This window comes from Microbacterium thalassium (genome assembly GCF_014208045.1).
GTDB lineage: Bacteria > Actinomycetota > Actinomycetes > Actinomycetales > Microbacteriaceae > Microbacterium > Microbacterium thalassium.
Genome location: NZ_JACHML010000001.1, coordinates 1,631,675 through 1,646,386, shown reverse-complemented (window position 1 = coordinate 1,646,386; position 14,712 = coordinate 1,631,675). Strand labels below are relative to the sequence as shown.

General features: G+C 71.2%; 10 protein-coding genes. 3 read left to right on the top strand and 7 right to left on the bottom strand.

Features of this window, described 5'->3' with window-relative positions; all coding sequences use genetic code 11:
- Positions 1-179 precede the first annotated feature (179 nt).
- Together HD594_RS07560 and HD594_RS07555 are read right to left on the bottom strand one after the other, a co-directional pair.
- Positions 180-1,457, bottom strand: a complete 1,278-nt coding sequence (locus HD594_RS07560; protein ID WP_184750357.1) for an extracellular solute-binding protein — start codon at positions 1,455-1,457, stop codon at positions 180-182.
- A gap of 72 nt (positions 1,458-1,529) precedes the next feature.
- Entirely contained in the window at positions 1,530-2,723 is a 1,194-nt protein-coding gene (locus HD594_RS07555; protein WP_184750356.1) for an ROK family transcriptional regulator, read from the bottom strand.
- Between the two features lie 275 nt (positions 2,724-2,998).
- On the opposite strand from HD594_RS07555, the gene HD594_RS07550 reads away from it, so the two are divergent.
- Positions 2,999-4,483, top strand: a complete 1,485-nt coding sequence (locus tag HD594_RS07550) for a L,D-transpeptidase family protein (RefSeq protein WP_184750355.1) — start codon at positions 2,999-3,001, stop codon at positions 4,481-4,483.
- 90 nt (positions 4,484-4,573) lie between these two features.
- Here HD594_RS07550 and HD594_RS07545 read toward each other — a convergent pair whose 3' ends face one another.
- Positions 4,574-6,796: an NADP-dependent isocitrate dehydrogenase gene (locus HD594_RS07545; RefSeq protein ID WP_184750354.1), complete on the bottom strand. Its 2,223-nt coding sequence runs from the start codon at positions 6,794-6,796 to the stop codon at positions 4,574-4,576.
- Between the two features lie 149 nt (positions 6,797-6,945).
- Between HD594_RS07545 and HD594_RS07540 the strand changes: the two genes are divergently transcribed.
- The gene (locus tag HD594_RS07540; RefSeq protein WP_184750353.1) at positions 6,946-7,398 is read left to right on the top strand and encodes a GNAT family N-acetyltransferase; all 453 of its coding nucleotides are present in this window, start codon (positions 6,946-6,948) and stop codon (positions 7,396-7,398) included.
- A 241-nt stretch (positions 7,399-7,639) separates the two neighbouring features.
- Entirely contained in the window at positions 7,640-8,521 is an 882-nt protein-coding gene (locus tag HD594_RS07535; protein WP_221446578.1) for an endonuclease domain-containing protein, read from the top strand.
- Positions 8,522-8,678: 157 nt separating this feature from the next.
- Here HD594_RS07535 and HD594_RS07530 read toward each other — a convergent pair whose 3' ends face one another.
- The 4 genes from HD594_RS07530 to HD594_RS07515 all read right to left on the bottom strand — a co-directional run bounded on the left by HD594_RS07530 (position 8,679) and on the right by HD594_RS07515 (position 14,683).
- Positions 8,679-10,496 (bottom strand): ABC transporter ATP-binding protein, encoded by a 1,818-nt coding sequence (locus HD594_RS07530; RefSeq protein ID WP_184750352.1) that lies wholly within the window; start codon positions 10,494-10,496, stop codon positions 8,679-8,681.
- Complete coding sequence (locus tag HD594_RS07525) at positions 10,493-12,337, bottom strand: ABC transporter ATP-binding protein (protein WP_184750351.1); 1,845 nt, start codon at positions 12,335-12,337, stop codon at positions 10,493-10,495. Before HD594_RS07525 ends, HD594_RS07530 begins: the two co-directional genes overlap by 4 nt.
- A gap of 385 nt (positions 12,338-12,722) precedes the next feature.
- The gene (locus HD594_RS07520) at positions 12,723-13,214 is read right to left on the bottom strand and encodes a methylated-DNA--[protein]-cysteine S-methyltransferase (RefSeq protein WP_184750350.1); all 492 of its coding nucleotides are present in this window, start codon (positions 13,212-13,214) and stop codon (positions 12,723-12,725) included.
- A complete protein-coding gene (locus tag HD594_RS07515; protein WP_184750349.1) occupies positions 13,211-14,683 on the bottom strand; it encodes a DNA-3-methyladenine glycosylase 2 family protein in 1,473 nt (490 codons plus the stop codon). Before HD594_RS07515 ends, HD594_RS07520 begins: the two co-directional genes overlap by 4 nt.
- Positions 14,684-14,712: the final 29 nt, after the last annotated feature.

Genomic DNA, 14,712 nt, shown 5'->3' with positions numbered 1-14,712 from the left:
CGACAGGTGCCCCGCACGACGGGGATGGGCTTGTTGTGTTGGGGGGGACCGATCTCCGGGACAGGTGCAGCGGCGGTGCGGCTGAGCCTGTCCGAGGGAGCGGTCCGCGATCGGGCCGCGATGGGCCCGGGGGCAGGGGGTCCCGGAGGACGGGACCCCCTGCGCGGGTCCTGAGGGGATCAGGAGTTGAGGATGGCCTCGATCTGCTCGTCGAGCTCCGCGGCGATCTCGGCGACGTCGCCGCCCTGGGCGATCTTCACGAGAGCGTCGGGGATGATCTGAGCGGCCTCGACCTCAGCCCAGTTGGGGCTGGCCGGGGTGCCCTTCGAGTTCGCCAGCGCCGCGGCCTGAGCCTGGGCGACGGCGGTGTCGGGCAGGTACGACGCGGCCGAGACGATGCCCGGGGTCAGACCCTGCTCGGCGAGGAGGGCCTGGTAGTCCTCCGAGAGCATGATCTGCAGGGCGGCCTTGGCCTTGTTCGGGGCGTCGGACTTGGTCGCGACGGCGATGTTCGAGCCACCGGCGAAGATCGGGGCGGTCGTGCCCGCCTCGAGGCCCGGCAGCGCCATCGCGCCCAGGTCCTTCGCGTAGGTGTCGGGGCAGCCCTCCGAGTTCTGGCCGGCGGCCTCGTCGGCCCACGGCCACGCGCCGGTCAGGTTGCCCGCGGCCCACGCCGGGCTCGACAGGAAGCCGGCCTCGCCGGCGCAGAAGGCGATGTTGCCCATCAGCTCGTTGCCGTCGGCCGGAGCGATCGTCGCGTTGACGTAGACGTCCTGCAGCTGCTCGAGGCCGGCGAGGCTCTCGGCGCTGGAGAACTGCGCGTCCCACGTGTCGCCGTCCTGGACGGCGATCTCGCCGCCGTGCGCCCAGATGTAGGGAAGGGCGTTGTACCAGTCCTTGCCCGGAGCGTAGATGCCCGAGACCGTGTCGGTGGTCAGCTCCTTGCCGAGCGCGACGTACTCGTCGAGCGTCGTCGGGACCTCGTCCACGAGCATCGGGCTGTAGAAGACCACGCGGCCGCCGGCGTAGTAGGGAGCGGCGTACAGCGAGCCCTCGTAGGTGCCCGCGTCGACGAGGCCGCCGAGCAGGTCGTCGCCGCCCAGGTCGCCCTGGATGTCCGAGATGTCGAGGAAGAGACCCGCGTCGGCGAAGCCGAGCGCCTGGGTGTTGCCGACCTCGACCACGTCGGGCGAGTCGTTGGACGACAGCGCCGCGGTGTAGGTGTCGGACACGTCGGCCCAGGTCTTCTCCTCGATGGTGAGGGTCCAGCCCTCGTTCTCGGACTCGAACGTCTCGACCAGGTAGTCGCGAGCCGTCTGAGGCGTGTCCGCACCGACCAGCCACACGGTCAGGTCGCCGGTCTCCGGCTCGGGCGCTGCCTCGGGCGTGCCGGCGCAACCGGCGAGGACGACGGCCGAAGCACCCAGGAGCGCGAAGGCGCCGAGCTTCTTGTTCATCGTGTTGTTCCTTCGTTTTTCTTGGTGAAGACGGGCCGGGTGACCCATCCGGGGGGGGAATTGGTGGGATGCCTACGACACCCCGAGCTGTCCTGACAGGACCATGACGGCCGCGCCGCGCAGGACGATGTCCTGGCCTTGCGCCGTCATCCGCACCCGCACGCCGTCGTGGAACTGCGCGAGCGTTCGTGCGCGGAGAGTCTCGACCGCCTGCTGCGCGAGCGGGCCGTCGAGGAGTTCTTCGGGGCCGGAGAGGACGACCTCCGACAGGTCGAGGGCGCCGACGACGGGCGCGAGGGCGATGCCCAGCCGCTCCCCCGCGTCGCGGAGGATGCCGTCGCGGTCGGCGACGGCGTCCAGGCGCGCCGTGAGCGCGGGGACCGAGAGCCAGGCCTCGAGGCATCCGACCTTGCCGCAGACGCAGACGGGCCCGCCGTCGGTGCCGACCGTGACGTGCCCGATCTCGCCCGCGGCGAAGCGGCTGCCGCGCAGCGGCTGGCCGGCGGCGAGCAGACCCGAGCCGACACCGCGGCCGACCTTGACGAGGATCACGTCGTCGCCCGCGCCGCCGAAGGTGTACTCCGCGAGCACCGCCGCGTTGGCGTCGTTGGCGACGAGGACGGGAAGACCGAGCGCGTCTTCGAGCGCGCTCTCGAGGTCGAAGCCGGCCCAGCCGAAGTTGGGGGCGGTGAGGATGACGCCCCGGTCGTCGACGACGCCGGGCGTGCCGACGCCGATGCCGAGGACCGGTGCGTGCGAATCCGCGACGAGGTCGCGGGCGAGGGCGACGACCGTCGCGACGACGTCCTCGGTGGCGGGTGCGGCGACCTCGCGCCGCACCACGATGTCGCCGTCGAGGGTGAGCACGGCGCCGATGAACGACTCGCTGCCCGAGAGGTCGATCCCGACGATGCGGTGGCCGTCACGGTCGAGGTCGACCAGGATCGCGGGCTTTCCGGGACCGGATGCCTCGCGCACGCCCTTCTCGGCGATGAAGCCGTCGGCGATGAGCTCGGCGACGAGGTCCGAGATCGTCACGCGGGTCAGCCCCGTCTCACGGGAGATGTCCGCGCGGCTCATGGCGCCCTGGTGGAACAGGGTCTGCAGCACGAGCGAGCGGTTGTGGGCGCGGGCGTGCTCGGGCAGGACCTTCGCGCCGTGGCGAACCGCCTTCACGCGACCGAACGAACGCGGTGCGCCAGGGCTCTGAGTGTGCGGCGGCTCGGTTGTGGTGGAAGAGCCGCGCTGCACTTCCGATGCAGACATGTTTGTTAGTAGACCTTACGAACAAAGCCCGCGCAACCCTTTTCGGCAATTTGCACGGCTCATTTACAAAACCGTTACATTGCGGTGCACGAGCGTGGTCGATCGCGGATCGACCCGCCGGGACCGCGCGGACACGCCGGCGGACATGCGCCGTCCGTCAGCGCGCGTCGGCCTCCGGCGACGCCGCCGCAGGCCCGCCGCAACGCATCCCCTGGCGCACGCGGGCGTCCCTTACCATAGACGGGACGCTTATCGCATTTTCGGGGGGTGGTGGCGTGACGGATCTGGCGACCAGGTCGAGCGCAGACGACGCGCAGTCCGACGACGCCGTGCAGGACGCGGCGGACGCCCCCGACGGGGGCGGTCCCGATGCTCCCACGTACGCCTGGGCGCCGGCTGAGCCCGCACCCCGCCGCCGACGCACCGGCCTGTGGATCGGCATCGCCGCCGGCGCAGCCGTGATCGGCCTCGTCGTCTCGTCCCTCGTCCTCATCGCGCCGGGCACCACCGTCGCCGGAGTCCCGATCGGCGGCATGACCGCCGGCGCCGCGGCCGACGCGATCGACCAGAGCTTCGCCGGCACCGTGGTCGTGCTCACCGGGGAGGGAGGCGACGTCGAGCTGACGGCCGCCGACCTCGGCGCGACGGTCGATTCGCGCACCCTGGCCGAGGACGCCTTCGCCGAGCGGCCGATGTGGAACGTCTCGCAGTGGTTCACCGAGCCAGCCGACGTCGAGGTCACCATCGACGAGGCCACGGCAGAGGCCGCCCTGCGGGCCGCGGCACCCGACCTCTACGTCGACCCCGTCGACGCGACGCTGGCCTACGACTCACAGCAGGTCCGCTACGTCTGGACCGCCGCCGAGGAGGGCGCGGGCGTCGACGTCGAGTCGATCCGCGTCGCCCTTCAGGACGCGTTCGCCGAGGGCAGCCCACGCGTCGAGCTGACCCCCGCGCCGGCGGCGATCGCACCCACGGTCACCACCGAGAGCGCCACGTCGACGGCCGACACGCTCAACAACATCCTCGAGCACGCGGGGTTCTACGTCGGCGACCAGCGCGCAGTCAAGGTGTCGCCGGCGACGGCGGCATCCTGGCTCACGGTCGCGCAGACCGCCGACGGCGGATTCGAGATCTCGGCCGATGAGGCGGCGATCCAGGAGGTCGTCGACACGCTCCCCGACAAGATCAACCGTGATGCCGTCGACGCGAAGGTCATCACGGACTCCGGCGGCGCCGTGCTGCAGACGAACGTCGCCGGCGTCGCCGGGCGCGAGCTCGGCAGCACCGCGTCGGTCGCGTCGGACTACGCCGCGCAGCTGGCGACGGGCAAGGCCAAGTTCAAGCTGCCGGTGAACGTGACCGACTACGAGACGATCGCGACGTCCCGTCGCATCGACGTGAACCTGAGCACGCAGACGACCACGCTGTACCAGAACGGCAAGGTGTACCGCTCCTGGGCGATCTCGTCGGGCCTGCCCGCGACGCCGACGCCGACCGGCAACTTCCGCGTCTTCGCCCACACGGCCATCCAGGACCTCGGCGCGCTCTGCTACGACCCGACCCGCACCGACAGCTACTGCACCGAGGACGTGCCGTGGCTGACGTGGTTCGCCCCGGACATCGCCTTCCACGGCGCCTACTGGCACAACAACTTCGGCAACCAGATGAGCCACGGCTGCGTGAACATGCCCATCAACGTCGCGAAGTTCGTGTACGACTGGGCCCCCATCGGCACCGAGGTGTCGGTCCACTACTGACCCGCGCCCGGACGGCCGCTGCGCGCCGTCCGACATGCGAAAGGGAGCGGATGCCTCGGCTGAGGCATCCGCTCCCTTCTCGTCGGCGCGTCAGGCGCCGAGCGCGTCGATGATCCCGTTGAGGGTGGCCGAGGGCCGCATGACGCCCGCGACGAGCGCGGGGTCGGGGCGGTAGTAGCCGCCGATCTCGACGGCCTTGCCCTGGACCGCGTTCAGCTCGCCCACGATCGTCTCCTCGTTCGCCGCGAGGGCCTCGGCGACGGGGGCGAAGGCGGCGGCGAGTTCGGCGTCCGCGGTCTGCTTCGCCAGCTCCTGCGCCCAGTACAGGCCGAGGTAGAAGTGGCTGCCTCGGTTGTCGATCGTGCCAAGCGCGCGGCCGGGCGACTTGTCGTTCTCGAGGAACGTGCCCGTCGCGGCATCCAGCGTGTCGGCGAGGACCTGCGCCTTCGCGTTGCCGGTGTAGGTCGCATAGTGCTCGAGCGAGGCCGCCAGCGCGAAGAACTCGCCCAGCGAGTCCCAGCGCAGGTAGTCCTCGGCGACGAGCTGCTGGACGTGCTTGGGGGCGGAGCCGCCCGCACCCGTCTCGAACAGTCCGCCGCCGGCGAGCAGCGGCACGATCGAGAGCATCTTGGCGCTCGTGCCGACCTCGAGGATCGGGAACAGGTCGGTGAGGTAGTCGCGCAGCACGTTGCCGGTCACCGAGATGGTGTCCAGGCCGTGGCGCATGCGCGCCAGCGTGTAGCGCGTCGCCTCGGCCGGGGCGAGGATCGTGATCTGCACGCCCGTCGTGTCCAGCAGCGCGAGGGCCTGGTGGACCTTCGCGATCAGCTGCGCGTCGTGGGCGCGGTTGACATCGAGCCAGAACACCGCGGGAACCCCGGTCGCCTTGGCGCGGGTGACCGCGAGCTTGACCCAGTCGATGACCGGGATGTGCTTGGTCTGCGTCGCGCGCCAGATGTCGCCGGTGCCGACGGTGTGCTCGATGACCACCTCGCCGGAGCCGTCGAGGATCTGAACGCGCCCGGGCGCGGCGATCTCGAACGTCTTGTCGTGGCTGCCGTACTCCTCGGCGGCCTGCGCCATGAGGCCGACGTTCGGCACGGTGCCGATGGTCGCCGGGTCCAGCGGGCCGTTGGCGATGACGTCGTCGATCACGGCCTGGTAGACGCCGGCGTACGACGAGTCGGGGATGACCGCGAGGGTGTCGTCCTCGCCGCCGTCGACGCCCCACATCTTGCCGCCGTTGCGGATGAGCGCCGGCATCGAGGCATCCACGATGACGTCCGACGGGACGTGCAGGTTCGTGATGCCCTTGTCGGAGTTCACGTACGACAGGCGCGGGCCCTCGGCGAGCTTCGCCGTGATCGCCGCGGCGATCTCGTCGCCGCCTTCGACCGCGGCCAGGCCCGACAGGATCGAGCCGAGCCCGTTGTTCGGGGTGAGGCCCGCGGCGGCGAGCTTGTCGCCGTACTGCGCGAACACGTCGGCGAAGAACGCCTTGACGACGTGGCCGAAGATGATCGGGTCGCTGACCTTCATCATCGTGGCCTTCAGGTGCACCGAGTACAGCACGTCGTCGGCCTTGGCCGTCTCGAGCGTCTCGGCGAGGAACGCGTCCAGCGCCGCGGCCGACAGGAACGTCGCGTCGATGATCTCGCGCGGCAGGACCTTGAGGTTGTCCTTGAGCACCGTGACGGTGCCGTCCTCGGCGATGTGCCGGATGGTCAGCACGTCGTCGTGGGCGGCGATCCACGACTTCTCGTTGCTCTTGAAGTCGTCGTGGCCCATGGTCGCGACGCGGGTCTGCGAGCCCTCCGCGAACGCCTTGTTGCGGTGCGGGTGCTTGCGCGCGTAGTTCTTCACCGACAGCGGCGCACGGCGGTCGCTGTTGCCCTCGCGCAGCACCGGGTTCACGGCGGAGCCCTTGATGCGGTCGTAGCGTGCGCGGACGTCCTTCTCCTCGACGCTCGCCGGCTCGTCCGGGTAGTCGGGGATGTCGTAGCCCTGCGCCTGAAGCTCGGCGATCGCGGCCTTCAGCTGCGGGATCGAGGCCGAGATGTTCGGGAGCTTGATGATGTTCGCCTCGGGCAGCGTCGCGAGACCGCCGAGCTGGGCGAGGGCGTCACTGACGTGCTGCTCCTCGGTCAGGTTCTGCGGGAAGGCCGCGAGAATGCGGCCCGCGAGCGAGATGTCGCGCGTCTCGATGTCGACGCCGGCGACACCGGTGACGGCCTGGACGATGGGAAGGAACGAGGCGGTCGCCAGTGCGGGAGCCTCATCGGTGTACGTGTAGATGATCGTCGAATCGGTCACCACTGCATCTTTCGTTCGGGGACGGCGATCAGCCTATCGCACGAGGTGGTGAACTATCTTGACGTCGAGATAGTTCAGCTGGTGACGCACGAGTGAAACATGTGTCGACCCGTGTGTCGGCGGCATCCGGACGCGTTAGCCTGTCCGGTATGGGCGAACTGCGACTCGAGGAACTCTCCGCCGGGACCATCGTGGCGGTCAACAACATGTCCCTCAAGCCCGGGCAGGAGGAGTTCCTCTCCCCGGTCAGCTACGGCATCGCCGCGACCGTCGTGAACCCGCAGACCTCGTGGCAGCGCGTGGTGCTCGACGACGATGAGGTCGTCGGGTTCGTCAGCGCCAACTTCGACCCCGAATTCCCCCAGTCGCACTTCCAGTCGGTGCTGTGGCGCATCAACGTCGACGCCGGCGAGCAGGGCCGAGGCGTCGGCCGCTTCGCCGTCGAGAAGCTGATCGACGAGGCGCGGGGGCGCGGCATGGACCACGTCAGCGTCATCTACGAGGCCGGCGAGGGCGGCCCCGAGGCCTTCTTCGAGCGCGTCGGCTTCACCGTCGTCGGCGAGACCGAGTACGGCGAGGTCGTCGCCGAGATCCGGCTGTAGGCCACCATCCCCCTCCCCCTCTAGGCGCCTCCCCCTGGCACCCGCGACGCTCCGAAATTCGGACTTCGGCCCCGAATTCGGAGCTCTCGTCGCTGTTCGTCCGAGAATCGCGCGACGCTCCGAATTTCGGATGCTGACGCGTGCGCCTCATCGTCCCCTCCCCCGTCGCGCAGAGCCGTCACCTCCCCACAGAACGACGCGAGCTGCGTCCTCCCCACCGGCTCGCCCACAGGATCGCGGCATGACACAGCACCCGCTCGAGGACCCGCCCGCCGACCCTGTCCTGGCGCTCGCGTCGTGGGTCATCCAATCGGGCGGGATCGTCCACCGCCGCGCGGCTGAACGCGTGGGCTATACGGTCGCGCTGCAGCGCTCGGCGGTTCGTCACGGCGCTCTGGAGCGCGTCCGCCGGGATTGGCTCGCCACCGCGAATGCCCCCGCCGATCTGCGGACGGCCGCGATCAACGGCGCAAGCCTGACGTGCGTCTCCCTCGCCCGCCGCCGCGGGTGGTGGGTGCCCGAGACCGCACCGGTCGACACTCACCTCCGAATCGCACCGCATGGCGCGTCCCCGGTGTCGGACGAGGTCACGGTGCATTGGACTCGCCGCATCGCCCCGGCGCCGGGCTACGCGCTCACCGAGTCGACCGAGGACGCGCTCTCCCACATCGCGGTCTGCCTGGACCCTGAGGGCGCGCAGGTGCTCTGGAACTCGGCCGTCAAGATCGAGGGAATCGCCCTCGACGCCCTACGGCGCGTGCAGTGGCCGCACACGCGCGCCCGGGCGTGCGCGGAACGCGCCTCCGACCAGTCCGATTCGGGCCTCGAGACCATTGCGTGCGTCCGGCTCACCGCCCTCGGGCTACCCGTCGTCCAGCAGGTGGAGATCGGCGGCAGGCCGGTGGATCTGCTCATCGGCGAGCGGCTCGTCGTGCAAGTCGATGGGCACGAGTTCCACTCGTCGTCCGCTCAGCGGACGAAGGACGTGGCGTTCGATGCCGAGCTCACGCTCCGCGGCTACACGGTCCTGCGGTTCACGTACGCCCAGGTCGTCCACGACTGGGATTCCGTCGAGCGCACGATCGCGCGTTCCGTCGCCTCGGGCGCGCATCTCGCGCGCTGACGGCCAGGCCCGGACTCCGAATTTCGGACTCACGCACGCAATTCGGACTGCGGACCCAGCGACGTCCGAAATGCGCGCGGCGATCCGAATTTCGGATCCACGCAAACACACCGGATGCCGGGCCCCGCGGACGGCGGGGGCCCGGCATCCGGAGCGTTCAGACCAGCGACTCCTGCCACGCGGCGTGCAGCTTCGCGAACTTGCCGTCGCCGCCGATGAGCTCGGCGGGGGCGTCGTCCTCGATGATGCGGCCGTGCTCCATCACGAGCACGCGGTCGGCGATCGCGACCGTCGACAGGCGGTGCGCGATGATGATCGCCGTCCGGTCGGCCAGCAGCGTCTGCAGCGCGTCCTGGATGAGGCGCTCGCTCGGGATGTCGAGCGACGCCGTCGCCTCGTCGAGGATCAGCACCGCCGGGTTCGCCAGGAACGCGCGCGCGAACGAGATCAGCTGCCGCTGCCCCGCCGACACGCGCCCGCCGCGCTTGTTCACGTCGGTGCCGTACCCGTCGGGCAGCGCCTCGATGAACTCGTGCGCCCCCACCGCGCGGGCCGCGGCCTGGATCTCCGCAAGCGTCGCGTCGGGCTTGCCGAGCGCGATGTTGTCGGCGACGGTCCCGCTGAACAGGTACGCCTCCTGCGTGACCATGACGATCGCGCGGCGCAGGTCCTTCGGGTGCATCGAGCGCAGATCGACGCCGTCGAGCGACACGCGGCCCCGTGTCGGGTCGTAGAACCGCGACACGAGCTTGGCGAGCGTCGACTTGCCGGCCCCGGTGGTGCCGACCAGCGCGATCGTCTGCCCGGCCGGGATGTCGAGCGAGAAGTCCGGCAGGATCACCTTCGCGTCGGAGTACCCGAACGTGACGTCCTCGAAGCGGATGCCGCCGCGCGCGGTCCACAGGTCGACCGGGTTCACCGGGTCGGGAACCGTGGGCTCCTCCTCGAGCACGCCCGAGACCTTCTCGAGCGCGGCCGTTGCCGACTGGTACGAGTTCAGGAAGAACGCGACCTCCTGCAGCGGCGAGAAGAAGTTGCGGATGTACAGCACCGCGGCCAGCAGGATGCCGACCTCGATGCCGCCTCCGACGACGCGGATGCCGCCCCAGAGCAGCACGAGCGCGATCGAGGTCGACGCCACGGCCATGAGAGCCGGCTCGAACGTGCCGAACAGGCGGATCGAGCGCATGTTGACGTCGCGGTAGTCGCTGGCGAGCTTGCCGAACTCGTCGTCGTTGCGCGGCTCCTTGCGGAACGCCTTGACGGCGCGGATGCCGGTCATCGTCTCGACGAACTTCACGATCACCTGCGCGCTGATGACGCGCGACTCGCGGTAGACCACCTGGGAGCGCGTGTAGAACCACCGCATCAGCAGGAACAGCGGGACGCCCATCGCCACGAGGATCAGCCCCGACTGCCAGTCGATCAGCAGCAGTGCGACCAGCGTGAAGACGCCGTAGAGGATGCCGGTGACGAGCTCGTTGAGCCCGCCGTCGAGCAGCTCTCGGATCGAGTCCAGGTCACTGGTCTGGCGCGAGATGATGCGGCCCGACGTGTAGGACTCGTGGAACTCCAGGCTCAGCCGCTGGGTGTGCAGGAAGATGCGCTTGCGCAGATCCAGCATCACCGCCTGCGTCAGGCGCGCCGAGACGACGACGTACCAGCCGATGAGGCCCGCGCCGCCGATCGCGGTGACGAGGTAGACGACCACGACGCCGATCGCCGGCATCCAGTCGAGGCGGTCGATGACAGCCGGCAGGGCGTTGTCGATGCCGTACGCGATCAGCGCGGGGCCGGCGACGCGGAACGCCGTCGACACCACGAGCACGGCGGCGGCCAGCACGAGCTGCCACCGCAGCGGCGACACGAGCGATCCCAGCAGGCGCAGCGAGCGTCGGCGGATCGCGCGGCTCTCCTCGCGGGTGTAGTCGGAGCGGTCCTCGCCGCTGGTTCCGGTGACGGATGCGGTGCTCACAGGGCCACCTCCTTCTGTCGCTGGTCGAGTTCTCTCTCGCGCTGCTCGGCCTCGGCGTCCTCGAGGCTCGAGATCACGTGCCGGTAGTGCTCGCTGGAGTGCAGCAGCTCGGAGTGCGTGCCCACCGCGGTGATGCGGCCGCGCTCGAGGAGCGCGACACGGTCGGCGAGCATCACGGTCGAGGGCCGGTGCGCGACCACCAGAGCCGTCGTGTCCGACAGCACCTGCCGCAGCGCATCCTCGACGAGCGCCTCGGTGTCGACGTCGAGCGCCGACAGCGGGTCGTCGAGCACGAGCACCGCCGGTCGCGCCGCGACGGCGCGCGCGAGCGCGAGGCGCTGGCGCTGGCCGCCCGAGAGCGACAGGCCCTCTTCGCCGATGATCGTGTCGACGCCCTGCGGCAGCTCGTCGACGAACCCGGCCTGCGCGACCGCGAGCGCTTCGCGCAGCACGCGTTCGGCCTCGGCCGATCCCGGTGCGAGGTCCTCGCGCCCGAGGAGCACGTTGTCGCGGATGGTCTGCGAGAACAGCGTCGCGTCCTCGAAGGCCATGCCGATGTGCCGGCGCAGCTCCTCGAGCGTCAGATCGCGCACGTCGACGCCGTCGAGCGTGACGCGCCCGGCGGTGACGTCGTACAGCCGCGTCGGCAGGGTCGTGAGGGTCGTCTTGCCCGACCCGGTCAGGCCGACGAGCGCCATGGTCTCGCCCGGCCGGAGCACGAGGTCGATGCCGTCGAGCAGATCGCGTTCGGATGCCGCGGCGTCCTGGTAGCGGAAGTGCGCGTCCTCGAACGCCAGCTCGCCGCGCACGTCGTCGACGGTGTGCACGTCATCGGCATCCGTGATCGTGTTCTCCTCGTCGAACACCTCGAAGAGGCGATCGGTCGCGGTGCGGGCATCGAGCATGAACGAGAACAGGAATCCGATCGACTCCATCGGCCAGCGCAGCACGGTCGCCATGGCGAAGAACGCCACGAGCTCGCTGGTCTGCAGCTGGCCGAGCTGGACGAGGTAGATCCCCGCTCCGAGGCACAGCGCGAACGCGATGTCGGGCAGCAGCACGAGCCAGAACCAGATCCAGCCGACGGCGCGGGCCTTGCCGAGCTCGGTCTCGCGCAGCGTCTCGGCCTGGCGGGCGAACTTCAGCAGCGCGTGCTTGCCGCGGCCGAAGGCCTTGAGCACGCGGATGCCGTGGACGCTCTCCTCGACGGCGGTCGCGAGGTCGCCGGCCTGGTCCTGGCTGCGGCGGGCGAGCGTGCCGTACGTCTTCTCGAACCGGTAGCCCGCGTACCACAGCGGCGCCGACGTGATGAGGAACACCGTGCCCAGCAGCCAGTGCCAGCGGAAGAGCAGCACCGTGCCCACGGCGATCGTCAGGACGTTCACCACGAGCAGCACGAGGCCGAATGCGAGCCAGCGGCGCAGCATGCTGATGTCCTGCATCATGCGGCTGAGCAGCTGCCCGGACTGCCAGCGGTCGTGGAACGCGACGGGCAGGCGCTGGAGCCTCGAGTAGAAGCCCTGGCGCAGCTCGTACTCGACGCGCGTGGCCGGTCCCAGGATGAACCAGCGGCGCAGCCACACCATGAGGGCTTCGGCGAGGCCCAGCCCCAGGACGGCGGCGGCGCCCAACGCGATCTGGGCGATGTCGCCGGAGGCGATGGGGCCGCCGACGACGACCTCGAGCACGAGCGGGATCGACAGCGCGAGCAGGCTCGCGGCGAGCGCGCTGCCGGCGCCGAGCATCAGGCGCGGCAGGACCGGGCGGGCGAACGGAAGAAGCCGCGCGAGGGCGCGGAGGGTGGACAACTCGGACCGTTGCGGTTCAGCGGTGGTGGTCATGATCCTTGTGGGGAGGGTGGAGCGAACGGCCCGGATCGGGCCAGGAGGGTGCGCGCAGCGCGCCGGAGCGTGGATTCTCCTTGTGGGGAGGAACGCTCCGAGGGACGGCGATATGCCGGAAGACGGATGCCCGGGGCGACCCGGGGACGGGGAGCGACTACCCCTGAATGCGAAGGCGCTCGACCCCGGCGGCGCCCCCGAAGGCGGCGGGGAGGAACGTGGTCTTCGCGGCAGTGGCGACGATGTACATGTCTACCTCCCAGGTTGAGCGGATGCGTCGCGATCGCGACAGCCCTCCAGCATATGGCTGAGAGACAGCTGAGTGCAAGCGCTATCCGACGCGGGCGCGCCCGGGCGGCTCACGCCGCTTCGCGCGCCGAGCGGTTCACGCCGCTTCGCGCGCGAGGAGGCTGCGCTTGACCTCGATCCCCCACGCGAATCCGCCGAGCCCGCCGCCGGTGCGCAGCACGCGGTGGCACGGGACGAAGAGCGCGGGGGCGTTGCGCGCGCAGATCGACGCCGCGGCGCGCACGGCCGAGGGCGATCCGAGCTCCGCGGCGAATTCGGCGTACGTCAGCGGGCGTCCGGGCTCGATGCCGCGCAGCGCCTCCCACCCGGCACGCTGCATCGCCGTGCCGTCCTGGCGCACCGCGACGCGCGAGACCGCGTCGAGGTCGCCGGCGTAGTAGGCGGCGACGGCGCCGGCGGCATCCGTCGTGCCCTCGGCCACCTCGGCGGGACGAAGAGCGGGGCGGATGCGGCCGAGCACGGCGGCGGCGTCGGCGGTCCAGCCCGCGGCGAGCACCGCGCCGTCGTCGTCGGCGACGAGGGTGAAGGCGCCGTCGGGGGTGTCGATGGTCTGGACGATGGCGGTCATGACGGGTCCTTCCGGGGCCGGGTCGAGGGTGCCGCGCGCCACAGGTGCGCGGTGAGATAGCTGCGCCACGGCGCGAGCCGCTCGGCCCACGCCGCGAACCCCTTCGGGTCCGACGGGATGCCGAGGGCCGCCGCGCCGGCGCGCACGGCGACATCGCCGGGCAGGGTCACGTCGGGGTCGCCGAGCACGCGCATCCGCACGTAGTCCGCCGTCCACGGCCCGATGCCGGGCATGGCCAGCAGAGCCGCACGCTGATCGGAGCCGTCGTCGCCCGGGGTCAGCACGAGGTCGCCGGCGGCGAGCGCGCCGGCCGCCCCGGTGATCGCGCGGATGCGGGCGGCGGGGCCGCGCAGCACCTCGGCGCCGCGCTCGGCGATCGCCGCCATCGTGGGGAACAGCACGGCCTCGCCGCCGGCGTGCGGCATCCGCTCCCCCAGCGCGTCCGCGAGACCCGTGAGGGCGGTGCGCGCCGCGGCGACGGAGATCTGCTGCCCGACCATCGCGCGGATGAGCATCTCGTGCGGGTCCGCCGCTCCGGGCACGCGGATGCCGGGCAGCGCCGCCACGCGGGCGGCGAGCTCCGGATGCCGCGCGAGCGCGTCGTCGACGGCGTCGGGGTCGGCGTCGAGGTCGAACAGGCGCCGCGCCCGCGTGACGAGCGGCGCCAGGTCGCCGAGGTGGGTCAGGTGCGCGCGCAGCCGCATCCGGTCGCTCTCGGCGCGCACCTCGAACCAGGCGGGTCCGCCCGGCAGGCGCAGCGTGCGCGAGAACGACGCGGGCCCGGACTCCTCGACGCCGGGGACGGCGCGGGCGTCCATCCAGGCGAACAGGCCCGCCGCGTCGAACGGGGCGCGATGCGGCAGCACGAGGTCGATCGCGCCCGCGGCCTGCACGTCGCCGCCGCGCCGGCGTGCGCGCAGTTCGAGCGGGGTCAGCCCGAAGACCTCGCGCACCGTGTCGTTGAACTGGCGGACGCTGGCGAACCCGGCCGAGAAGGCGACGTCGGATGCCGGCAGGTCGGTGCCGACGAGCAGCATGCGGGCGGTGTGCGCCCGGTGCGCGCGGCTGAGCGCGAGCGGCCCGGCGCCGAGTTCGGCCGTCAGGAGCCGCGTGAGGTGACGCGGCGAGTACCCGAGGCGCCGCGCGAGACCGGGGACGCCCTCGCGCTCGACGACGCCGTCGGCGATGAGCCGCATGGCGCGCGCCGTGGTGTCGCCGCGCAGGTTCCAGGCGGGCGAGCCCGGTGCCGCCTCGGGGAGGCACCGCTTGCACGCGCGGTAGCCGGCCTCGTGCGCCGCGGCCGATGTGGCGTAGAAGGTGACGTTGCTCTCCTTCGGCGTGCGCGCGGGGCAGCTGGGCCGGCAGTAGATGCCGGTCGAGCGCACCGCCGTCACGAACTGGCCGTCGAAGCGGGCGTCGCGCGCGTGGATCGCCCGGTACCGCTCATCGAAGGTCATCGCCAGGGTCATGACTCCACCCTGTCACGCGCCACGGACGC